The 22,784-nt window shown below is 45.0% G+C and carries 21 protein-coding genes; 10 read left to right on the top strand and 11 right to left on the bottom strand.

Translation table 11 applies throughout. The annotated features are described in order from the left end of the window. Positions 1–52: 52 nt before the first annotated feature. Positions 53–2,497: a collagenase gene (locus tag J8Z23_RS06745; RefSeq protein WP_434635242.1), complete on the bottom strand. Its 2,445-nt coding sequence runs from the start codon at positions 2,495–2,497 to the stop codon at positions 53–55. A 302-nt stretch (positions 2,498–2,799) separates the two neighbouring features. On the opposite strand from J8Z23_RS06745, the gene J8Z23_RS06740 reads away from it, so the two are divergent. Further along, on the top strand, positions 2,800–3,234 hold the full coding sequence (locus J8Z23_RS06740) for a hypothetical protein (RefSeq protein WP_149191858.1): 435 nt from the start codon (positions 2,800–2,802) through the stop codon (positions 3,232–3,234). Between the two features lie 120 nt (positions 3,235–3,354). Here the strand turns inward: J8Z23_RS06740 and J8Z23_RS06735 are convergent, their stop codons facing one another. The 7 genes from J8Z23_RS06735 to J8Z23_RS06705 all read right to left on the bottom strand — a co-directional run bounded on the left by J8Z23_RS06735 (position 3,355) and on the right by J8Z23_RS06705 (position 11,165). Further along, on the bottom strand, positions 3,355–4,203 hold the full coding sequence (locus J8Z23_RS06735) for an ABC transporter permease (protein ID WP_006741629.1): 849 nt from the start codon (positions 4,201–4,203) through the stop codon (positions 3,355–3,357). Positions 4,204–4,205: 2 nt separating this feature from the next. Continuing rightward, on the bottom strand, positions 4,206–5,486 hold the full coding sequence (locus tag J8Z23_RS06730) for an ABC transporter permease (protein WP_213893801.1): 1,281 nt from the start codon (positions 5,484–5,486) through the stop codon (positions 4,206–4,208). Continuing rightward, complete coding sequence (locus tag J8Z23_RS06725) at positions 5,483–6,604, bottom strand: ABC transporter ATP-binding protein (RefSeq protein WP_054866064.1); 1,122 nt, start codon at positions 6,602–6,604, stop codon at positions 5,483–5,485. Before J8Z23_RS06725 ends, J8Z23_RS06730 begins: the two co-directional genes overlap by 4 nt. A 73-nt stretch (positions 6,605–6,677) precedes the next feature. Then, entirely contained in the window at positions 6,678–7,592 is a 915-nt protein-coding gene (locus J8Z23_RS06720; protein WP_005377851.1) for a dihydrodipicolinate synthase family protein, read from the bottom strand. Positions 7,593–7,648: 56 nt separating this feature from the next. After that, positions 7,649–8,623 carry an ornithine cyclodeaminase family protein gene (locus J8Z23_RS06715; RefSeq protein ID WP_434635288.1) on the bottom strand — a complete coding sequence of 325 codons (975 nt, stop codon included), beginning with the start codon at positions 8,621–8,623 and terminating at the stop codon, positions 7,649–7,651. An 87-nt stretch (positions 8,624–8,710) separates the two neighbouring features. After that, positions 8,711–9,784: a polyamine ABC transporter substrate-binding protein gene (locus J8Z23_RS06710; protein ID WP_054576452.1), complete on the bottom strand. Its 1,074-nt coding sequence runs from the start codon at positions 9,782–9,784 to the stop codon at positions 8,711–8,713. A 124-nt stretch (positions 9,785–9,908) separates the two neighbouring features. After that, a complete protein-coding gene (locus tag J8Z23_RS06705) occupies positions 9,909–11,165 on the bottom strand; it encodes an NAD(P)/FAD-dependent oxidoreductase (RefSeq protein ID WP_434635241.1) in 1,257 nt (418 codons plus the stop codon). 109 nt (positions 11,166–11,274) lie between these two features. Here J8Z23_RS06705 and J8Z23_RS06700 point away from each other — a divergent pair, with 109 nt between their 5' ends. The 6 genes from J8Z23_RS06700 (at position 11,275) to J8Z23_RS06675 (ending at position 17,799) form a co-directional block, all read left to right on the top strand. Then, positions 11,275–12,276 (top strand): 4-hydroxyproline epimerase, encoded by a 1,002-nt coding sequence (locus J8Z23_RS06700; protein ID WP_256898997.1) that lies wholly within the window; start codon positions 11,275–11,277, stop codon positions 12,274–12,276. A 21-nt stretch (positions 12,277–12,297) separates the two neighbouring features. Continuing rightward, a complete protein-coding gene (locus J8Z23_RS06695; protein ID WP_432604004.1) occupies positions 12,298–13,830 on the top strand; it encodes an aldehyde dehydrogenase (NADP(+)) in 1,533 nt (510 codons plus the stop codon). A gap of 152 nt (positions 13,831–13,982) precedes the next feature. Further along, on the top strand, positions 13,983–14,657 hold the full coding sequence (locus J8Z23_RS06690; protein WP_005393513.1) for a GntR family transcriptional regulator: 675 nt from the start codon (positions 13,983–13,985) through the stop codon (positions 14,655–14,657). A gap of 30 nt (positions 14,658–14,687) precedes the next feature. Then, on the top strand, positions 14,688–15,452 hold the full coding sequence (locus J8Z23_RS06685) for a transcriptional regulator (RefSeq protein ID WP_301579177.1): 765 nt from the start codon (positions 14,688–14,690) through the stop codon (positions 15,450–15,452). Positions 15,453–15,815: 363 nt separating this feature from the next. After that, a complete protein-coding gene (locus tag J8Z23_RS06680) occupies positions 15,816–17,408 on the top strand; it encodes a S41 family peptidase (protein WP_434635240.1) in 1,593 nt (530 codons plus the stop codon). A 70-nt stretch (positions 17,409–17,478) separates the two neighbouring features. Then, complete coding sequence (locus J8Z23_RS06675; protein ID WP_213871599.1) at positions 17,479–17,799, top strand: hypothetical protein; 321 nt, start codon at positions 17,479–17,481, stop codon at positions 17,797–17,799. Positions 17,800–17,870: 71 nt separating this feature from the next. On the opposite strand, the gene rlmF is transcribed toward J8Z23_RS06675, so the two are convergent. Then, positions 17,871–18,998: a 23S rRNA (adenine(1618)-N(6))-methyltransferase RlmF gene (gene rlmF, locus J8Z23_RS06670; RefSeq protein WP_434635239.1), complete on the bottom strand. Its 1,128-nt coding sequence runs from the start codon at positions 18,996–18,998 to the stop codon at positions 17,871–17,873. Next, on the bottom strand, positions 18,985–19,500 hold the full coding sequence (locus tag J8Z23_RS06665; protein WP_005377870.1) for a M48 metallopeptidase family protein: 516 nt from the start codon (positions 19,498–19,500) through the stop codon (positions 18,985–18,987). The genes rlmF and J8Z23_RS06665 overlap by 14 nt, the downstream gene beginning before the upstream one ends. A gap of 138 nt (positions 19,501–19,638) precedes the next feature. Here J8Z23_RS06665 and J8Z23_RS06660 point away from each other — a divergent pair, with 138 nt between their 5' ends. Continuing rightward, positions 19,639–19,869: a glutaredoxin family protein gene (locus J8Z23_RS06660; RefSeq protein WP_005377871.1), complete on the top strand. Its 231-nt coding sequence runs from the start codon at positions 19,639–19,641 to the stop codon at positions 19,867–19,869. 27 nt (positions 19,870–19,896) lie between these two features. On the opposite strand, the gene J8Z23_RS06655 is transcribed toward J8Z23_RS06660, so the two are convergent. Beyond that, positions 19,897–20,766, bottom strand: coding sequence for a LysR family transcriptional regulator (locus J8Z23_RS06655; RefSeq protein ID WP_434635238.1), 870 nt, complete (start codon positions 20,764–20,766; stop codon positions 19,897–19,899). Between the two features lie 106 nt (positions 20,767–20,872). Between J8Z23_RS06655 and J8Z23_RS06650 the strand changes: the two genes are divergently transcribed. Next, positions 20,873–22,096 (top strand): MFS transporter, encoded by a 1,224-nt coding sequence (locus J8Z23_RS06650; protein WP_434635237.1) that lies wholly within the window; start codon positions 20,873–20,875, stop codon positions 22,094–22,096. A gap of 89 nt (positions 22,097–22,185) precedes the next feature. Next, entirely contained in the window at positions 22,186–22,758 is a 573-nt protein-coding gene (locus tag J8Z23_RS06645) for a DUF1415 domain-containing protein (protein ID WP_434635236.1), read from the top strand. Positions 22,759–22,784: the final 26 nt, after the last annotated feature.

The raw sequence follows: 22,784 nt of genomic DNA, 5'->3' as shown, positions 1-22,784 counted from the left end.
CGCGATGTTAGCGAGGCGGTCAATTAAATTAAAATGATGCAGTTAAAATGCCCTACTGACGACACTTCTGAGCATCAAAATCAACGACGATGGCGGCATTCTCAAAATCACCAGATACTTTAACGTAGCCCCAGTAGTTACTCTGATTTGACAACGTAATACACTCTCCATTACCAATATTATCTGACCACCCGTGAAGATTAGTACCATCCGGCCAACCAGAGTTACTGTATTCAAGCTTTAGGTTGCCCGTACCGTTTCCCGTCGTTATCGCCAGATTTGAGCTCTCATTCACCGCTGGCACGCTCAGCCAAATGGTTTGTTGATTTGCCAAGCAAACAGGCTCTCCTGCTGTTAGGCGTCCACCGCTTACTTTACTTTGCACCGCGCAGTCTTGTGGCAATGTGTCATTACCGCCCAACGTTGAGATAAAAACACTATGAGTGGCGGTTGCCGTCAAGCCTTCACTGTCTGTAACACTTAGACTGACCGAATACTCCCCTTCACTCCCATATTGGTGCGTCGGCTTGGTTTGTGTACTTGTCGAGCCATCACCGAAGTCCCATAAGACGCTGACGATCTTCCCGTTTGGGTCTGTACTGTTTTCACTGCTAAATGTAATGCTTTCACCGACTTTCCCCTTACTGTTTGCGGTTATGACTGCATTAGGTGCACCATTTGAGACAAGGGCTTGCTGCCACTGCTCAAACTCACTTTGATACAAATTCGCCCATTGGGTGATCGTGGCCTTGTAATTGCTCCAATTCCCTTGGCGTGTTTCCACCAGCATTTGGTTTACGTCATCTTTATGATTTTCAAACATAAAACGTACAGCTAAGTACCCCCAACGATAAATTCGATCGACATCAAACCCATCATAAGTAGTCTCGAAAATCTCACTTAAGGTATACGTCGAGCCGTCTAAAATCGTCTCAAGTGCTGCTTGGTTGTCATTTTCTTGAGCGACATATTCTGCAATGCCTTCACTCCACCACACTATTTTTTCAGTTGGATGACTAAACCCTCCATAGAGATCAAATCGACCATCTAAGTAATGCACGTATTCGTGCTCTAGGTTCCAGACAAAGTGATCCGCGTTCGCATAAGAGGCTTCATAAGCAATAAAGTTGGGAATATTCCCCGGCTGGGAAGGGTCGCCCTCCAAGTACATACCGCCATTGTCAGTACTAATATCGAAAATTGGCCCTGCGTACTTACCATAATCAGTGCTTGAATCGAAGATATTGACTTGGAGCTGAGTGTTGTGGTCATCTTTTACTGGCTGTTCACCAGTTTCTAATGACTGATGAAAGTAACCCTCTTCGTAGCCCATTTTAGAACATGCGGCCGCGTGTTGCTCTTGCGTCATATTCTGAGACAAAATTCGGATTGTCGGGCTACAAGTATAAGTTTGCGATAGCACCAAGCCTTTTAGCTCAGTTTCGAAATTACAAATTCCGAACTCACTACAATCTGCGTAATATGAGGCGGTGTCCGCCGCCGCAAGCCAAACCGCGTCACCCCGACCATACATTTCATACTGTTCAAAGATTCGACTCAGCTGACTCTTCACAACAGAACTCGCGTTACCCGTATACTTGGTCAGACGCCCGAGCTCTCGCCCCGCATTCGCGGCCATAAACTCATCTTCAGCACCGATTGATGACGCCCTTAGAGCAAAATCGCCTAAAGCTTTGGCAAGGTCCGTTTGGTTGCCAATTATTTGCACAAATTGCTCGTTCCACTGCCCACCAAACAAAATAGTGAAAACACCGTTAACCGCATTGCGCATATACCAGTGCTGGGCGTATTGATCATTCCAACGAGTAAGCCACTGGGTCACTTGTGGTAAGTACACGTGCTGCAAGCCCGCACTATCCATAGTGATGATAACTTCACTAAGCACTTTGCCATGACGATCGCTGTTCTCGTAGAAGTTTGCGTTATTAACAAACGCATCCACTGATTCTTTCACCGCTGGTGTGACCCATTCAATAAATGAGATGTTGTCATTGTAAAACTCGGCGTAATAACCCGCGCGTAAGTATAAGAACAACGTTTCGAGTTCATCGCTCCCGCCACCCGTATACCCCTTCGCCAACGTCGTAGTGTGCTTAGCGATGTTGTACATATGATCGGAGCTAAATACCGACTCTTGAATCCGACTTTCAGCAGAGAATAACTGGTTCACGCACGTCGCGCCCTGACTTAAAATTTCGCTGATCAATTGGTTACTGCTTTCGGTAACCAATGCTTCCAAATCACAAGCAGTGCTCGACTCATCAAGGCTTTCAAGTGACTGTACTCGAGTTGCCTTGGAGGGCTGAATAGGGAGAGTTGCGGTTGGTTGGTATTCAACTCGATTGGATTCAACACCGTGTGTATGAGCCGAATGTGCATGTTGCTCTGTAACTTGAGAAACTGGCTCGCTTAACGCAAATACGCCAGTGCTGGTTAATGTTGTCGCAATCGCGACACTCAAAGTCTTCAGTTCCATCTAATTTCTTCTATATTGAGTTTTCCTTAAATGCATTACGTCTTTTGCATCGCCACTGCCCTTATTACTGCAAGAGCATCTCCATATAACCTACTCGCAAGACAAGAAGAAACATTTTGTTAACAAATAGATGTGGCGGTATCAGTTTTTGGTACTCGAGTTGCAGTTGCACGAGCTTGCCAGAAATCGATTTGCTTTAGTAATATTGATCAACTAGTTGTTTATCTTTCCATTCAAATATCTTTTATTGCTCCTCACAAAAGCTATAAAATGGTTTCTTTTCTTTTTGCTAAACAACTCCTATGACCGACGCTGATATTGAGCTACAACACCTTTGGTTAGAAGTCCAAGCCGAACGCTGGCAAAACCTGCCACGCTTTTTATTCAGTTACTACTGCTACAAGCACAACCTTGTCAGTAAAACCAACAAAGTTTGCTGGGAGACGGCACGTGCAAGACTGCCCGCTTCAACATCAATAAAAGAGCGAAAAAAGGCGGTGGTTGAACCGTTAGTCCCTGAGGAAGCCGTGGTTGGGTTATTGAAAGCCATCAGCAAAGATGGGGAAATGACATTTGACGTGATGGGAACCACACTTGATACGTTTTTGCATTATGTTGTGATTAGCAAGGAAGAAAAAGCGCGACTTAAATCAAACATGCCAGCTAGTTGGTATCAGCAATCAAACAAGTCGCCTTTGGCACGTTTCGAGCAAGCTGGCATTAAGCTACAAGAGTGATATGTCAGTCATCGCTGACGACAAACACAAAAGAAAAGCGCCTACAATGAGGCGCATTTGATCAAAAATTGAGGTGCCCCTAAACAAAAGTGCAAAGTGACCAACAAAGAAAAAGTCTGGTTATTCTTGAATGCCTCGAATGCGTACATTACGTCTACGTAAAACTTCTAATGTCACGAGCAAACACACCGACATAAAAATAAGCAACGTAGCGACCGCCAATATGGTCGGACTAATTTGCTCTCGAATTCCTGACCACATCTGCCTCGGAACGGTTTTTTGTTCTGCCCCAGTCAGGAATAACGCCACCACAACCTCGTCGAACGAGGTGCCAAAAGCAAACAAGCCGCCAGATATCATCCCCGGACGAATCAGCGGAAAGGTAATGTGTCTGAAAGTATAAACAGGGTTTGCTCCTAAGCTAGCCGCCGCTTTTACCAAGCTATGGTCAAAGCCGCTTAACGTCGCAGTAACGGTAATGACGACAAAAGGCGTACCTAACGCAGCATGTGCCAAAATGACGCCTAAATAAGTTTGTGATAAGCCAAGGCGTGTGTAGAAAAAGTACATCGCAGCAGCAGAGATAATGACTGGTACGATCATGGGTGAGATCAACAGCGCCATAATCGTATTGCGAAAAGGCAAGTTACTACTTGCTAAACCCAACGCCGCCAGAGTTCCTAGCCCTGTTGCAACGAGTGTCGCCATAAAAGCAATAAACGTGCTGTTTTTCAGCGCCAACAGCCACTGATCACTAGTAAACATTTCTTGATACCAGCGAGTAGAATACGCTGCCGAGTCAAGGTTTAACATCCCCTCGGTAAAAGTAAAGTAAGGCGTTGCATTAAACGATAACGGGATGATGGTCAGAATTGGAGCGATTAAAAAGAACAGCACCACCCCACAAAAAGCTAAGTAACCTGCGTAAGCAACTCGCTCTACTTTTGATGCATAGTTTGGTAATGCCATGGTTATCCCCCTACCTTAAGGTTGTTAATGCCAACCACACGGTTGAACATATAAAACAGAACCAGTACAACGAACAAAAGCAGTCCACCCAATGCGCCAGCCATCCCCCAGTTCAGTGATGTCTGCATATGATAGGCAATCATATTGGAGATCATCTGTCCGCTTCTTCCACCAACCAAAGCGGGCGTAATGTAGAAACCAATAGAAAGAATGAAAGTAAGCAAAGCCCCCGCACCTATCCCCGGTAAAGTAAGCGGCATATAAACTTTGATGAACGCAATGAAAGGCGTCGCGCCTAGAGAACGAGCGGCACGGAAATAAGTTGGGCTAATTCCTTTCATTACGCTATACAGAGGCAGGATCATAAAAGGCAACAGAATGTGCACCATAGACACCACCGTTCCGAAGGTATTGTGAATCATCTGAATTCGCTCAGAAGTAAAACCCGACCAAATAAGGAGATCATTAATGACCCCTTGGTTTTGCAGCAGAACAATCCAAGACGTGGTTCTGACTAATAATGATGTCCAAAATGGCAGCAGCACAATGATTAAAAGTAAGTTCGCGCGCTTATCAGGTAAATTGGCAAGCAGGTAAGCAACGGGGTACGCCATCACCAAACAAATTAAGGTGATTGAAATAGACATCCAAAAAGTTTTAAAGAAAAGGTCGACGTATATTTGGCGTTTTTCTGGTTGGGGCTCAATGTCTCCAAACTCATTCACTTGCAAGTCTAGCGCTGCAAGATAGTGACTGAATGTTAATGCGCCACTAAGATTCTTAAACGCCGCCCAATATTTAGGATTAGTCCATCGCTTATCCAGCTTAGCCAACTGTGTCACCGAGCTCGGCAGCGACGTCAAACGAGACAACTTTCTGCCGGTTTTCATGAGTAAACTGCGCATACCTGACTCTTCAATATTCATCCGGTTGGCTATTTTCGGCAGCTCTTTGCTTTGATAAAGCGCAAGTACTTCAACAGAGAATGCCTCAATGACTTCTTGATGAGGCTGACCTTGATAATCCCAACTTTCTAAGGCTTGAATAGTTTGTGGTAGTGACAGGGATATTTCTCGGTTATCCACGCTTCGATAAAGCATGTCGAGGATAGGAAAAGCAAACGTAAGCAGAACAAAACACACCAATGGCGTTGTGAGCATAATGGAGCGAAGCTTTTTTCGGCGCTCGGCCTTTTGCAACTGCGCTTTCAAATTGGTTTCTTGCTCATGAACTTGGCGTTCGATTTCCAATACAGAATCTAATGCGGTTAGCTCTCGACTCATGCTGCTACCTCGCTACTTTGAGTTTGTGTCCCATCAAGAGCATGGCAATCGTCACTTTGCCAACCAATACGACAAATTGAGCCAGGCGTTAACTGCAAGTGTTTACGATTATCGTTAGGTACTTTAACGATGAAGTGACCAACGCTCTCTACTTCGACTACCAGACGATAATGATCACCGTGATAAATCAATTCTCGTAGGACGCCCGAGACTTGGTTCTCACAAGACGCTTTCTCTGGTTGAATAACAATCTTTTCTGGTCGAATGGAAAGTGTTGTTCTCTGCCCTTGCTCAGAGACTCTGACAGGTTTCGCAGTAAATAACTCTTTCCCAACGAGCACTTGGCAATACTTTCCGTCCCACTCTTTGACTAAACCTGAGAGTTGGTTGTTTTCTCCGATAAACTGCGCAACAAACGTATTACTCGGAGATTCATAAAGCTCGGTTGGTGTCGCGAGTTGTTGCACTTCGCCGTGATTAAAAACCGCAATACGGTCGGACATAGTGAGAGCTTCGTCTTGATCGTGCGTCACATACAAAATGGTAATGCCAAGCTTTTCATGCAAATGTTTAATTTCCATCTGCATTTGCTCACGCAGCTGCTTATCTAACGCGCCTAGTGGTTCATCCATCAACACGAGTTTAGGCTCAAACACTAATGCTCGCGCTAACGCAACACGCTGTTGTTGACCACCTGATAACTGCTTCGGGTATCGAGTCGCAACATGCTCAAGCTCGACCATTTCTAATACACTCTGAACTTTGCTTTGAATCGTGTCACTGTCGAGTTTTCGCACCTTTAAAGGAAACGCAAGATTCTCAGCAATGGTCATATGTGGAAACAACGCATAGTTTTGAAACACCATACCAATATCGCGCTTGTGCGGCGCGAGATGATTAACAGGAACGCCATCAATATAAATGTCTCCACCGGTCGCAGTTTCAAAGCCTGCTAGCATCATCAAGCAAGTGGTCTTGCCCGATCCTGACGGCCCCAACATAGTAACAAACTCTCCAGGAGCAATATCTAAGTTGAAGTCTTTCACCACCAAATTCGTGCCATCGTAGGTTTTCTTAACGTGTTGAAAGCTGACATAGTCCTTGTTTTCCGTGCTCATGACTTCCCTCTTCTCATTTTTTGAATATTACGAATAAGTAGAGCGTCAGTTAACGCTCTACTAAACAGCACAATTACAGATTGTATTTGGATAGGTCTAAGCGGGTTTCTAACGCATGTTCAACCATTTGAATGACTTGTTGACGCTCTTCACCTTGTAAGAGTTGGCGTGGCGCACGAACCTGTTCAGAGCCACGTCCGCAGACTTGCTCGGCCAATTTTATGCACTGAACCAGCGTAGGAATGGTGTCTAAACGCAGTAGCGGTAAGAACCAACGGTAGATTTCTAACGCTTCAGCATAACGACCTTGGCTTGCCAGTTTATAAATCGCGACGGATTCTTCTGGGAATGCGTTGGTTAAACCAGAAATCCAGCCGGTCGCACCTAGCATCAATGATTCAAGAGCGATGTCATCAACACCACTGAACACGGTAAATCGGTCATCAAATTTATTGTAAAGCTCGGTGATACGACGAGTATCAGTGGTCGACTCTTTGATAGCTACAATGCTTTCAAACTCTGCCAGTTTCGCCATGATATCGAGGTTTACATCTACACCATAAGCTACCGGGTTGTTGTAAATCATGATTGGCATTTCTGGCGTTGCTTCTGCTAGCGTGCGGTAATATTCGAACGTTTCGCTCTCAGACGTGCGGTAAACCATGGCAGGCATCACCATACAACCATCGATACCAATTTTGTACGCATCCTGCATGTAATCAACAGCTGCTGTGGTAATAGACTCTGCTGTACCAGCAATCAAAGGCACACGGCCATTTACGACTTCTTTTGCCGCTTGCAAGACCTGGCGTTTCTCCTCCGGGTACAACGCACAGTTCTCACCGACGGTACCCAAGCAGATAATACCATTCACACCATCTTTAATCTGGTTGTCTATAACGGTTTGCGTTGCGTCTAAGTCAATTGACTGATCTTGACGAAATTGCGTACTGACCGCCGGATAAACACCTTTCCAATCAATTTTCATGAACTACTTTCCTTATATGTATATTGTATGCAATTTAAACAAACGAGCAAAAATGCTCAGGCATGGCTATCTATGCCATTTTCTAACAACACCGCCTTTACAGCGGCCAAATCAGCCAAAGCACTGCCAACTGATTTGTATAAAGTAATGACCTCATCGTTTTGACGTCCTGAGATTTGTTGGGCGCAAAGCTGCGGTAACTCCCCTTTGATATCGTCTGACGTGAACACGCCCTCTTGAATTGGAATGAGAAGATCGCCCGCTTCGGCTAATACGTTAATGCGGCTATCGACATACACCTGCGCTCGTTGCACTGCTTCGGAGTCGCATTCACGCTTATCCAAGTCATGATTACCGACCAAATCAATATGGGTACCCGGCTGCACGTCCGCGCCATTAAACAAAGGCTCAGCTGATGCAGTGATACAACTGATGATGTCAACGTGTTTGATAACTTGGTCCACATTTTCTACGACTGAAACGCGAAACCGACGCTCATCAGGAAGCGACTGATACTCTGAAGATGACACAATGGCATCTACCGTCGCCTCGGCTTTATCTGAGTTACGCCCCCAAATATAAACCTGCTTAAGTGGGCGAACCGCAGCGTATGCCCACGCAAAATAAGGCGCAAGATTGCCCGTTCCGCAGATCAACAGACGATCAGCATCGGGACGCGCTAAATAGTCCGCTGCCAACGCAGAAGCTGCGGCGGTGCGCCAAAACGTTAAAACTTTACCGTCCACGAGTGCGAGCGGCTCACCATCGTTTCGTCTAAAAACAAGTAGCTTAGATGCAAGCGTATCTTTGCCTTGCTCGGGGTTATGCGGGAAATATGTAAAGGCTTTCACCGCAATTAACTCCTGGTTCCAAGCAGGAAGTAGCGCAAACGCCTCGTATTCTCCCTCTTCTAAGGGCATGACTCGGCGTTGAGGTATTGTTGCTGGCCGCGAGTACATTTCACGCATCGTTTCAATAAGAGACTTCATTGTTAAACATTGCGCGACTTGCTGTGCTTCGATGACTTTCATCATTTCTCCGAAAACATAAATACAGTTGAGAAAAAGTACGGAACCTCGCTTATGGATGAAAACTCGGCCCCATACATAAATTAACGCCTAGTTAAGCAGCCAGGTATTGAACTCTTCATTTAGTTCATCCGCGTAGTCTGACCACCATTCATCGTTAATCAGGAAGGCGGTTTGGAAGTTTTGAGGTGCGGTAGGAAGGTTCGCTAAAATGTCTGGGTTCACCTCCGCCGAAGAGGATTTACGCGTAGGCCCGTAGGCAACGTACTTAGCTTGATCAGCTAATGGTTTTGTTCCTGAAGAAAAAGCGATGAAGTCCAATGCAAGCTTTGTGTTCTCACTCCCTTTAGGTATTGCCCATCCATTCATGTAACCCATTTGACGGTCCCATATAATCCGAAATGGTTGACCCTCATCTTTACGGGCATTGTGAATTCGGCCGTTAAACGCCGAGGCGATCACCACTTCTTTGTCAGCAAGCATTTGAGGTGGCTGGGCACCGGTTGTCCACCACAGCACTTCTGATTTGATCGTATCCAACTTAGCAAACGCACGCTCACGCCCGGCTTCGGTTTCGAGCAAGCTGTAGACCTCTTCTGGTTTTACACCATCAGCCAATAGTGCCCACTCAAGATTACCCTGAGGTTGTTTTTGCAATGCACGTCGACCTGGAAAAGTTTTTAGGTCAAAGAGATCGGTCAACTTGCTAGGCAAAGCCTTACCTTTAAACGCGTCTTCGTTCACCGCTAATACAGTGGACACTACGATGGTATTGATTGCGCATTCGTGAATCGCACCATCAATGAAATCCTCTTGTGCTGGTGTTCCATCTGCGCCCGGAGGCAAAATACTTGGGTTCACTGGTTCTAGTAACCCTTCGGCGCAACCACGAACAATGTCCGGCTTGTCGAGAGAAACCAAATCCCAGCGCACGTTGTTCGCTTCCACCTGCGCTTTAATTTCGGCTAATCCGCCACTGAAATCCTCGGATACGATCTCAACACCTGTTTTTTTAATGAAAGGCTTATGATATGCCTCCACTTGGCTCTTGGTGAATGCACCACCCCAAGATACGACCGTCAATTTGTCTTCAGCATAAGCAGAGGTCCCCAACAGCATTCCTGAAATCAACAGCGCCAATGGTGCTTTGGTCATTCGTGACATGTTTTACTCCTTTTGGTTGTTTTTCTGGAGGCATCCGAGTACGGCTGTTGGATACCAGTTTTTGTTAAAATTAAGTTAACATTAGCATTTAATATATTTTATACAATATTTAATATTAAATTTTTCAGGCAAATCGTTGTAATGAAAAAGGTGAAAGATCAATCGATGTCGGCTTTCCTTCGATAAGCTCTAAAAGGAGATCTGCCGTAATCGCCGCTTGAGTTAATCCAAGGTGTTGGTGGCCAAATGCCAGTAATACATTTCCATCCCAAATGCTATCAATAACCGGTAACGAGTCGACTGTTGAAGGCCGATTCCCCATCCACTTTTCTCCTTGCTTGAGTGGATGTAACCCCGATTCAAACATCTCATCACCTAACTGAAAAAGCATTTCTGAACGTTTCATATTGGGTGGTGACTCTACATCGGCATACTCAACAGTGCCTGCCAAGCGTAACCCACCAGACATCGGAGTCATGATGAATTTTCTATCGGCAGAGCTAATAGGAAATGGCAATACTTCACGCTTGTCATCCACCATTAGGTGATAACCACGCTCGGCTTGAATAGGCACTTTGACTCCGGTTAGTTGCCGTATCAAAGGCTTAGAATGTACACCAGCGGCAACAATGATTCGGTCAAATGAATGAGTTTGAGACTCAACCAGCACATCGCCATTTTTCGCCAACGCAGATACACCTTTTTGTAAAACCTTACCGCCAAGAACTTCAAAGGCTTCACTTAGCTCAGCACAGAGCTGATAAGGGTCTAGCGTATGACCTGTTTCGGGAAAAAAGACTCCGACACGAACCTTATGGCTGAGATCAGGTATCCGCTCTCGAATCTCCTCTTGTGTCCAAACTTGATACGTCACACCGTTTTTAACCAGTGAGTTAAGCGTGCTTTGATAATTCTGAAACAGTTTCTCGTTTTCAAAAGTGAGCAATGAACCATTCATTTTTATTAGATGCGCTTTTCCGATTGAATCAAGCACGCCACGCCAACTTGCCACTGACCGCTCGTTAAGACTCTTAATCGCGTTTTTTGCCCGCTCCGCGGCTGATGGCTTTGTTTGTAATAGAAAACGAATCATCCACCCGATTGTGTTTGGAATATCTTGCCAACGGATCGAAACCGGACTTTTGGGATCTAGCAGCATTTTAGGTAATTGTGGAAGCAGCGCTGGCGTTGCAAGAGGGAAGATTTGCTCAGTCGCGATATGACCTGCATTTCCTTTAGAGCATCCATTCCCCACGCCATTGGGATCAAAAATCGTGACTTGATAACCTTGCTGCTGCAATTTCAAGCCAATTGATAAGCCAATAATCCCCGCACCTATCACAGCGATCCTTTCCTTTTTAGTTTCATCCTTGACCAACATAAATATGCTCCGAGTCACACTTGAAAACGTAGATTGTATACAATATATTTTACATTACGTTAACATCACTATTGTTTAATTCAACCATTTTTTCAGCAAGGAGCGAAAAATGAGACAAGGAACTTTTTTCTGTATTGATGCCCACACCTGCGGCAACCCAGTTAGGCTGGTAGCAGGCGGTGTGCCTCCACTCGAAGGCAATACCATGAGCGAAAAGCGCCAATACTTTCTTGAGCATTATGATTGGATTCGTCAGGCACTCATGTTTGAGCCTCGCGGACACTCAATGATGTCGGGGTCAGTTGTCTTGCCTCCTTGCAGTGATAACGCAGACGCTTCTATTCTGTTTATTGAAACCAGTGGCTGCTTACCAATGTGTGGCCACGGCACCATTGGAACCGTCACCACCGCTATCGAGAATCGCCTTATCACTCCCAAAAAAGAAGGTCGTTTGATACTTGATGTCCCAGCAGGACAAATCGAAGTGCACTACCAAACAAAAGGTGACAAGGTCACGTCGGTAAAGATATTTAACGTACCAGCTTACCTTGCCCACCAAGACGTAACCGTGGACATAGAAGGCTTAGGTGAGCTCACTGTCGATGTTGCTTATGGCGGAAACTATTACGTAATCGTCGACCCTCAAGAAAACTACGCCGGACTTGAACACTACTCTCCAGATGAAATTTTGATGCTTTCTCCAAAAGTTCGCGAAGCGGTATCTCGAGCGGTTGAGTGCGTACATCCAGAAGATCCAACAGTGTGCGGTGTTTCTCACGTGCTATGGACCGGAGAGCCCACTCAAGAAAACGCTACCGCTCGAAATGCTGTGTTTTACGGCGACAAAGCGTTGGATCGCTCGCCATGTGGTACGGGAACAAGTGCACGCATGGCGCAATGGCATGCAAGAGGCAAACTCAATCAAGGGGAAGACTTTGTTCACGAAAGTATCATCGGCAGCCTATTTCAAGGACGTATAGAAGGCATTACCGAAGTGAATAGCAAAGCCGCTATTTTGCCAAGTATTGAAGGATGGGCACAAGTATACGGTCACAACACGATATGGGTAGACGATGAAGACCCATATGCGTACGGATTTGAAGTGAAATAATAAGGATAGTAAGGAAGAATGATGAACCCACAAGAACCAACCACTTTTTACGCAGTCAACGCCTTTACTGGTGAGCCTCTACCCACAGCGTTTCCGGTGCATGGGGAGCAAGAAGTTAATCAAGCCGCCTCAGCCGCCCAAAACGTTGCGCGTGAGTTTCGCCAACTAAGCAATGCAAAGCGAGCGAGCTTACTTTGCTCTATCGCCTCTGAATTGGAAGTGAAGAGTGAAGAAATCGTTGCTCGTGCTCATTTAGAAACTGCCCTTCCCGAAGCACGTTTAAGCGGTGAAATAGGACGTACCGCCAACCAATTACGACTATTTGCCGAGGTTGTGAGCTCGGGTAATCACCATCAAGCAATTTTCGATACGCCAAACCCAGACCGTCAACCACTGCCGAAACCAGATATTCGTCGTCAGCAAATCGCAATTGGCCCTGTCGCCGTGTTTGGTGCGTCTAATTTTCCGCTCGCATTTTCTACTGCAGGTGGTGATACGGCTTCGGCACTGGCAGCTGGCTGTCCTGTGATTGTAAAAGGCCATACCGCCCACCCTGGCACCAGTCAACTTGTTGCTGAGTGTATTGAGGCTGCACTTGAGAAAGAGTGCTTACCGCAAGCCATCTTCACGCTATTGCAAGGCAACAAACGCGCACTTGGCCAAGCACTCGTTACCCATCCAAAAATTAAAGGGGTTGGTTTTACAGGCTCAGTCGGTGGTGGCCGTGCGCTGTTTAACCTAGCTCAGCAAAGACCAGAGCCAATCCCCTTCTATGGCGAACTAGGGGCGATTAACCCAACATTTATTCTCCCTTCAGCCATACGAGCAAACGCATCATTGGCTGAAGAGTTTGTGGCTTCTATGACTTTGGGCTGTGGACAATTTTGTACAAAACCAGGCGTTGTATTTGTCTTGAATAGCCCAGAAACGCAAGCCTTTATCGAAACTGCTCAAGGGTTAATTCGACAACAATCAACGGCCACTTTGCTAACGCAAGGAATCCGAGAAACGTATGAATCAGAAGTTAACAAACGAGCTTCCGAAACGGGCATTAATGTAACTCGCTCTGAACAAGCAGAAGTGACCAATGTCGCACCAGTACTGTTCGTGACGGACAGTAAAAACTGGCGTAAAAACCCACAATGGGAGGAAGAAATATTTGGTCCTCAATCGTTAATCGTAATCTGTGAAGATTTCGATGACATGTTGAAACTGAGTGATTCACTGACTGGCTCGCTCACCGCAACCCTTCACGCTACCGCTGAAGACGAAGAACAAGCCAAGCAACTGCTTCCAAGTTTGGAAGAAATCGCCGGACGCCTTGTATTCAACGGTTGGCCAACTGGCGTCGAGGTTGGTTACGCTATGGTTCATGGTGGACCATATCCGGCTTCAACCAATTCTGCCTCAACATCTGTCGGGGCAGAGGCTATTCATCGTTGGTTGCGTCCCGTCGCTTATCAAGCTTTACCAGAATCTTTATTGCCGGATTCATTAAAAGCGTCGAACCCACTGGGTATTCAACGCGCCATAGATGGCAGTGTGTCCCAATAAGATCACCAAATGGCTCAAAAAGGCATCAACTGATGCCTTTTATTTCACTCTACTTCTCAAAACCTTCTTTCCTAGTTGGTTTGTGCCAGAAAAACAATAAACTACTAAAGTAAAATGGATTGGATACAATATTAATTTCACGGGAGACTTCAATGTCACAGAAACCTGTTTTTAAAACGCGCACTCAGCTCGTTGAGGAAGCAATTCGAACTCAGATCTTGAAGGGCGAGTTAAAAACTGGTCAACCTTTACGTCAAGATGCGTTAGCAAAAGAGTTTAATGTTAGCCGCATTCCTGTGCGTGAAGCTTTAGTTCAATTGGAAGCACAAGGACTCGTTAGCTTTGAACCTCACAAAGGTGCGACGGTCACCGAGCTATCTCCAGAAAAAATCAATGAGCTATTTGAACTGCGCGCTGTCGTGGAGTGCCACATTTTAGAGCGTGCGATTCAAAACATGACGGACGCTGACCTTGAACGCGCGCGCGAAGTTCGCGAACGTTTCGAGTCAGTAGTGAACAGTGGCGACGAAGTAGAAGAATGGAGCAACTACAACTACGAATTCCATAAAGCCCTATATGCGCCAGCCAACATGCCTGAAACTATGGACGTCATTTACAGCCTGAACACAAAGTGTGACCGATACATACGCATGCAGCTATTGTTTACAACAGGCATTAAAAAGGCAGAAGAAGAGCACTTAAGCTTGTTTGAAATGTGCCAAAATCGCGATATAGAAGGCGCCAAGTACCTGCTGAAAAAACACATTCTAGAAGCAGGCACTGCGATTCGAAACCTGCTGCTTGAAAGGCAAAATATCAGCCAGTAAACGGAATAACGAATAAGGTGATATTCAAGGATGAATGTTGGACCAAAGTTTTTACTCGCAGCGCTACGACAAAAGATTAAAGAAGAAGGGCTTTGCTATAATTCCTTGTCAGAGAAAAGTGGCATCCCTTTATCTAGTATAAAACGCCACCTACATAATCCAGCTTTAGGTTTGGATAAAGTACTTATTTATCTGAACTACCTGAATACCGATCTCATCGAACTCGCAACCTTAGCCAACGAGCTTCAGCACCAAAACGAGCAAATGCTAACAGATGAAGAGAGCGCCCTTTTCGTTGAGCATCCCTATTTACTTGATTTTATTTATATGCTGACTTCTCGCGATATTAAACCGCAAGAGATAGCCCAAACTTACGGACTTTCTGATACAAGCTTACGATTCTATTTGCGTATCGCGGAAATTCTAGGATACGTCGAAAACTTCGGAGACGGCTTGTTTTACCGTTCTGGTCGTCGATTTATTATGGAAGAAGGTACGGCATTAGACACCTTATTCAAAGAGCGATTTCAACAAGAGTCGCTTTCTCATAACATCAACCCAGGTGTGTGTGTGGGTCGCATTAGGCTCACCGAAGAGCAAAAAGTGCAAATAGAGGACGAGCTTTGTAATAAATTAGCGAAACTTAACGCAGTTAACACTTCCAACAACGAAGGTGAACTAACAAATATATTAATGCGCTGCACTCCTGGCGCTCAGATATTTTTCGCAGATGACTTGCCGGATATTGATGGAAGCCTGTTAAAGCACGTCGCCCAATTGACTAAAATAAATTAAAACATCAGATTAAAAATTTACCCCAAACCTAGAACGCATTATTTATTCCCGCCAAATCTCTAATAAGTAGAGTTTCCCGTCCCGAAACTTACTTTCTATTTAGCAAACAACAATTAGTCGACTAAGAGAACCCTCCATTTCATCTTTGTTTTTTCCTTATTATTACGCTGAAACTACTAAGGAACTTAAGGAATAACTAATGGATTTATAAGAATAAAAGATAAACATTTTTACGTTATTTACCTCACACTCTTTAACTATAAATTTGCAGACGAACGAATTAAATTAATACATTCACTTAGCTAATAAAAACAAAAGCAAAACAGATAATTATAATTCTATTATTTATAAGGACATAGAAAAGTGAAATTTAAGTATTCTTTAGCAACGGCAGTCACTCTCGCATTATTACAAGGTTGTGGCGGTGGCGGCGGTGATGGTTCATCTACTCCGTCAACTAGCAGCGCAACCGGACCAACATGGAAAGCCGGTGATTTTAGCCAACCATCAAGCTCGTTTGTCAACCAATGTGAAACCCCACGAGTGGGTCGAGACCCATATAACAATTATGCCGCCTATCCAGATAAATTAGGTTCTGCTTTACACGAAAAACTCTTTTTAAGAGCTTTTACTAACGAAACTTACCTTTGGTATGACGAAGTTCCTGATAATAATCCAGCAAACTACAAAACCGTGACGGATTACTTCAACACATTAGTCACCTCTGCTACTACCACGACTGGTAAACCGAAAGATCGCTTCCACTTTACCGTCCCTTATGAAGATGAGATGAAATCATCGCAATCTGGTTTAGTCGCTGGATTTGGTTTTAACTGGGCATTCCTACGCGGCGTACAACCTAGAGACGTTCGTATCTCCTATACTGAAGAAGCTTCTCCAGCTGATAGAAACGGCATTGCTCGCGGTGATAAGCTTCTAAAAATCAATAATATTGATTTGGTTAACACCGATAGTCAGTCCGACATTGATTTTATTAACAAAACGCTCTTTAACCCTGACATCAATCAAGATTACACCTTCACATTTGAGAGTGTTGACGGTCTAGAGAAAACCGTGACGCTTACCGCCTCTGATGTCATGACCTCTCCAGTTAAAAATGCCAAAGTGATTACACACAATGGTATGCGGATCGGCTATCTGCAATACAACTCCTTTGAACCAAGCGCTCAAGCCCCGCTTATTGAGGCGTTTAGTACGCTCTCAGCAGAGAATATTGACGAGATCGTCGTTGATTTACGTTACAACGGCGGTGGCTTAGTCCTTCAGTCCTCGCAAGTAGGCTACATGCTAAGCGGTGCTGGTCAGAACCGAGTCTTCAGTGAGTTGATTCATAATGACAAAGTGATGCGTACCATTAAAGATGGGGATAACATCTATCGCTTTACGAATCTAGCAATAGACTGGGCAGCACAGAAATATTCGGATCAAGTGCTTCCGACACTGAACAAAAAGCGCGTATATGTGCTGACTTCAGGAGGCACGGCTTCCTCAAGTGAACTGCTAATCAACGCTTTGCGCGGCATTGATGTGGAGGTTATCCAAATAGGCTCAACAACCACAGGTAAACCGTACGGGTTCTCACCAGAACAAAACTGCGGCACTATGTACTACACTATTCAGTTCAAGTCGGCGAACGAGAAAAAATTTGGCGACTTCGCTGATGGTTTTATTCCTACTCCAAAGAGCCAAATCAATACCGAGCTAGGCTTAAACAATAGAGTGGAAGGTTGCTGGGTCAATGACGACCTAACAAAACCATTAGGCGATCCATCTGAAGGTATGCTTTCTGCGGCATTAAACTACATGGAAACTGGAACCTGTCCGCCAGTATCCCCTTCAAGTTTCAACGCCATGCCGCGTAACATTTCATCTCCGGAGTTAAGCGATCTTCGCTCTCCGCTACGAACAGAGGCAATTCATGTTGAGATCAACTAACTTTTTACGAATGCTGATTCGGGTTGCGCTTTTCTTAAGCACTTCGATTTCTTTGATAGGATGCCAAGCTATGTCACAAGAACCCGTTGAAGCATTGAGTAAAAAGAACTCTCCGGAAACAGTCATAGAGATTCAAAACGCGATCGCAGAAATCCAAGGGACACCAGCACCTAGAATCGCAAATAACGTATTTGAATCCTCACCGCATTTGTTGATTGAAAAAGGACGAGTAAAAGGGAACAACAATCAACTGTTGGATGGCAGCTATACGGATCTTCCAGACCAATATACGTTGCAGATAAGAGGTGAAACCTGTGGCTTGTACTATGCCAAAACAGATACTTTTGTCTCTCTCAGTTCACTAGATTGTGAGCCCAACATTAAGTTTTAGATCTCCCAAAATAGAAGCCCGCTGATATCAGCGGGCTTCCTACTTTATTGTTCAGTGTGAAACGGTCAACGTTACTTTAGTTCAATCCATGCTTTGCGCTGTTGCTTATCCATGTATGACCAAGCTACAAAGCGGCTCACTTTCTGCCCTTGACTCATTTCAACCACACGAATGGCTTTCACACCCAATTTTTCAAGCTGCTTGCGCATCGGACGAACGTTGTCTTTTTTGGATATAAGGGTTGTAAACCACAAGACCTGCGCGGCAAAAGCTTGGCTTTCATTCGCCATTTTTCGGATAAACGCCGCTTCTCCACCTTCACACCACAATTCAGCGTTTTGACCGCCAAAATTCAACGCGGGCTTACTTGTCTTTACTTGTGCGGTTTGAGGTTTTAGCCCTTTCTTACGCTGGTTTGCTTTTAGGTTATCGATTTTACGCTGGCTGCCCATAGCGGCATCTTCCGCCGAACGGTGGAATGGCGGATTACATGTCGTCACATCATAACGATCATTCGGTTGAATGATACCTCGATAAATATTGGCATCATTGTGTTGCTGTATCAGTGCAATTTTTCCCGTCAAAACACGATTGTGCTCTACGATCGTTTGAGCCGATTGGATGGATTTTGGATCGACATCGCTGCCCGTATAGTGCCAACCGTATTTTGTTACACCAACAATCGGATAAATACAGTTTGCTCCCACGCCAATGTCCAACGCTTTCACTTTTTGGTGCGCGTACTGACCTTTTACTTCACCATCAAGTAGTTCTGCCACTCGGTGAATGTAATCAGCTCGGCCCGGAATCGGTGGGCAAAGATAGGTGTCGGGAATGTCCCAGAACTCGATACCATAATACGCAGCAAGCAATGCTTTATTGAGCATTTTGACAGCGTTAGGATCAGAGAAGTTTATGGAATCTTCCCCTTTCGGATTTTTGATAACGAATGGCTTTAACTGTGGTTCACTTTCCACGAGTTTTTTAAAATCGTAACGACCTCGATGAACATTACGCTCATGCAAACCATTCTTCGCTATTTTTATGAACTCGACTTCGCTCTTTCCTGCAGGCTGCGGAGGTTTGCGCGCAACTTTGTCTTTAACACGCTTCGGCTTGGCTTTATTCGCGTCTTTATTCTGAGCCGCCTTTGAAGTCTTTGGCTTTGCTTGCTTCGCATTGTGATTATTGTTCTTCATTCAAATTCGCTTTTAAATCGAGGTAAATCATAAACAAACGAGCATCAAATTCGAGTTGGTGATACTCAGGCTCCATATAGCAACATAGCTGATAGAACGCCTTGTCGTGGTTTTTCTCACGAGTATGCGCCAACTCATGTACCACCAGCATTCTTAATAGTGGCTCGGGCGCATCCTTAAATACATTGGCAATGCGAATCTCGTTTTTCGACTTCAGCTTACCGCCATGGTTTCTACTGATAACACTGTGCAAACCAAGCGCATTGTTTACCGCGTGAATTTTCTTATCGTAGACAACTTTACTGATTGGCGCGGCTTTCTTCATGTAGCGGTTTTTGATTGCCATGGCGTACTCATAGAGCGCCCTTTCGCTTTTGATTTGGTGCCTATCGGGATAACGCTTTTCGAACCAAGGAACAAACTTGCCACTCGCTATCAATGAGCTCACCTGCTCTACGATGTTTTGTGGGTAGCCTTGAATGTATCGAAGTGACGGATGCATAGAATTAACGTCTGTTATGACAAAATAAAGGCGCTCAATATACCTGAGATAAAGGACAGTTTCACCTTAGCTTTCGCCTTTCATTTATGGTGAAAGGCCGTTAAACTTCGCCTCCCAATGATAATGGAGAGAAATTCAATGAAACGTGTCGTCCTTTACGTCAAAGACAAATGCCCTCACTGCAAAGATGCTCAACGTTATCTGGATTCGAAAAATATTAACTATCGTTTGTGCAATGCTAAGATGCAACGTGGTCGCAAAGAACTTGATGCGCTTGGTGCTCGTTCAGTGCCAGTTTTAAAAATTGGTGATCGGGTAATGATTGGCTGGAACCCAAAGAACTTCGAGAAGATGTACAAAGGCGACTAGCGCTCGAACGATGAATTTGCGCTGCGTTTAAACGTAGCGCTTGATAAACTCGATAAACGTTCGATCTGCTATTGATAAGTACCCCTGCTTGCGCCAAGCAAGTGCCAGATCCAGCGTCACTGGTGGTTCAAACGGTAGGCCAACAACGCCCGACTCATGTTGAGTCACCAATTCCAATAACGCGGTAATCGCAAACTCTTGTTTCACAATACTCAAAATCAAAGGCAGTAAGTTGGTCTCGAATGATGACTTCATGGTAAACCCATGCTCCTCACTCACCTGATCCAAAAATTCACGGTGAAAATAGCCATGCTGAAACATAACCAAATCGTGTTCAAAGAACTCATCAAAAGTAAGAGATTCTCGCTGGGCTAACTCATGCTCAGGTGAAACAACGGCGACCATTTGGCTAGTAAATAAATGGTCAGTTTCTAGGTCATCAGGCACGTTATCACAACTGATCACACCGATATCGAGTTGACCATTAAGCAGCATACGACGAATCGATTGAGTCCCAGCTTCGACCAAGGTCAATTTTAACTCCGGGAACTGGCTTTTAAACGCCATCACAATTCGTGGAAAGAAATAACTGCCCATCATTGATGGCGTTCCGAGTCGTACTTCGCCTTTCGCTAAACCTTTCAACTCATCAATCGCGAGCTGCGCGTCGTGCAACTGTTGAATCACCCGCTTGGCATGTACAAGTAGCGTTTCGCCCTCTTTCGTTAAGCTGATTTTTTTATCATCACGGCGAAATAGGGTAACGCCCAAAGACTGCTCAAACTTTTTGATAGAAATGCTTAATGCGGGCTGGGCAATATGCAAGGCTTTCGCCGCATGGGTAATGTTTCCATGTTCAGCGACCGCCAGAAAATGTTTAAGTTGTTTCGATTCCATTAGATCAAAAATATATGGTGTCCATATTTTTAATATATTTTTTTAATTTACAACGAACTGATAGATTGATCACAGTCTCTCCATTTGCTCACATTAGGCAGGATTCATGGTCAATTTTGGCACACCGGAATACAAACGCATTACGCTCTCGCTAGCGCTTGGTTCCTTCTTGGTTTTTTCAAATTTATACCTACTACAGCCAATGCTGCCCACTTTTGCCCAAATTTTCACGATCTCAGAAACGCAAGTGAACTGGTTATTTGCGGCCTCAACACTGGCTCTCTCTTTTAGCCTCGTTCCAATGGCTGTGTTGTCAGAATCAGTGGGACGAAAGCCAGTCATGATGGCCGGCCTGTTTTCGATTCCTACCCTTTCTGCTTTGATGCTGTTTGGTGACTCATTCCTGTTTTTGGTGGTATGTCGAGCACTGATCGGCGTCGCGCTCGCGGCTTTTGCTGCGGTCGCCGTGGCTTACATGGCAGAAGAGCTCGACAAGCACGCCTTCTCGATGGCAATTGGAACGTACATTGCGGCTAACTCATTAGGCGGTATCGCAGGACGTATTAGCGGCGGCTTATTGGCGGACAATTTCAGTGTTGATGTCGCCATTGAAGTTATGATGGTGTTCACTCTTCTTGGTGTCATTGGTGTTCACTATTTATTGCCAACACAGCGCAACTTCACCCCGTCATCAAGCAGTTTGCGCCATCAAAATCGTGCGCTTATTGGTCATTTTAAAAACCAACGCGTGTGGTTCGCGATGCTGATAGGAGGACTCAACTTTGCTTTGTTCGTAAACCTTTACTCCGTCATGGGTTTCCGTCTGGTGAGTGAACCTCACAATGTGCCCGTCGGGTTGGCCTCACTGATCTTTATTTGTTACTTGGGAGGGACTTTCTCCTCTCGTTGTGCAGGCCACTGGAGTAAACGTTATTCCTCAATCCTCGGTATGTTCTTGGGCGCGATAGTGAGCATGACGGGGATGTGGATTGCTGCGGTTGAAAGCTTGACTGCAATGCTAGTTGGATTGTTGCTGATAAGTTTTGGTGCCTTCTTTACTCATACCCTCGCCTACGGTTGGGTCGGTCAGAATGCCACTCGTGCCAAAGCCACCGCGACAGCGCTCTACTTAGTACACTACTACGTAGGCGGTAGTTTGGGAGGATTCTTACTTCTTTATTGTTGGCAACATGGTGGTTGGTCGAGTGTTCTTATAGGGGGAAGCGCCGTCTACCTAGCGATGTTTGCTGCGATTACGTATTTGAAACACATTGCCGAAAGAAAGCATACAGACCAAACACCTGACGCAGCGAGTTTAAAGAGTAGCTAAGTTGCGCTCATTTGCGTAATACCTCTCTGGTTACTTAGATAACCAACTCTGCTATGCTTGCGCTACTTTAATAAAAACCAGAAAGTCGTATGTCAACGCGTTCAACACAAAACACAGATATCGAAGCGATCACTCAACAGGTCGATCAATGGCTCAACGATGTGGTAATAGGACTCAACCTTTGTCCGTTTGCTGCCAAACCGCAACGTAATAAACAAATCAAAATCTTTGGTAGTGAAGCGACTCAAGAAGAAGCGCTTCTTGAAGATATTTTATTGCAGCTGATTGAGCTGAGTAACACAGAACCCGAACAACTTGAGACCACGTTGGTTGTGGTTCCCAACATGCTACAAGATTTCTGGGACTACAACTTTTGCATAGATTGGGTTGAAGGATTAATTAAGCAGCAAAACTGGGAAGGTATTTTCCAAGTAGCGACTTTCCATCCTGATTACTGTTTTGGCGGCGCAAGGCCTGAAGACGACGAAAACCTGACCAATCGTTCTCCTTACCCGATCTTCCATTTGATTCGCGAAGAGAGTATGGAAAAGGTACTAAAACACTATCCTGATCCTGAATCCATTCCCGATACGAACATCGCTCGTGTTTCCGCCCTTTCAGAGGAAGAACGTAAAAAGCTGTTCCCTTACCTATTTCGTTAAGCACCACCATTCCCCAAAGGCAGATT

This window comes from Vibrio sp. SCSIO 43086, assembly GCF_051132235.1.
Lineage (GTDB): Bacteria > Pseudomonadota > Gammaproteobacteria > Enterobacterales > Vibrionaceae > Vibrio > Vibrio diabolicus.
Note: the sequence above shows the minus strand (reverse complement) of the source record. Positions and strands in the feature narration are given on the sequence as shown.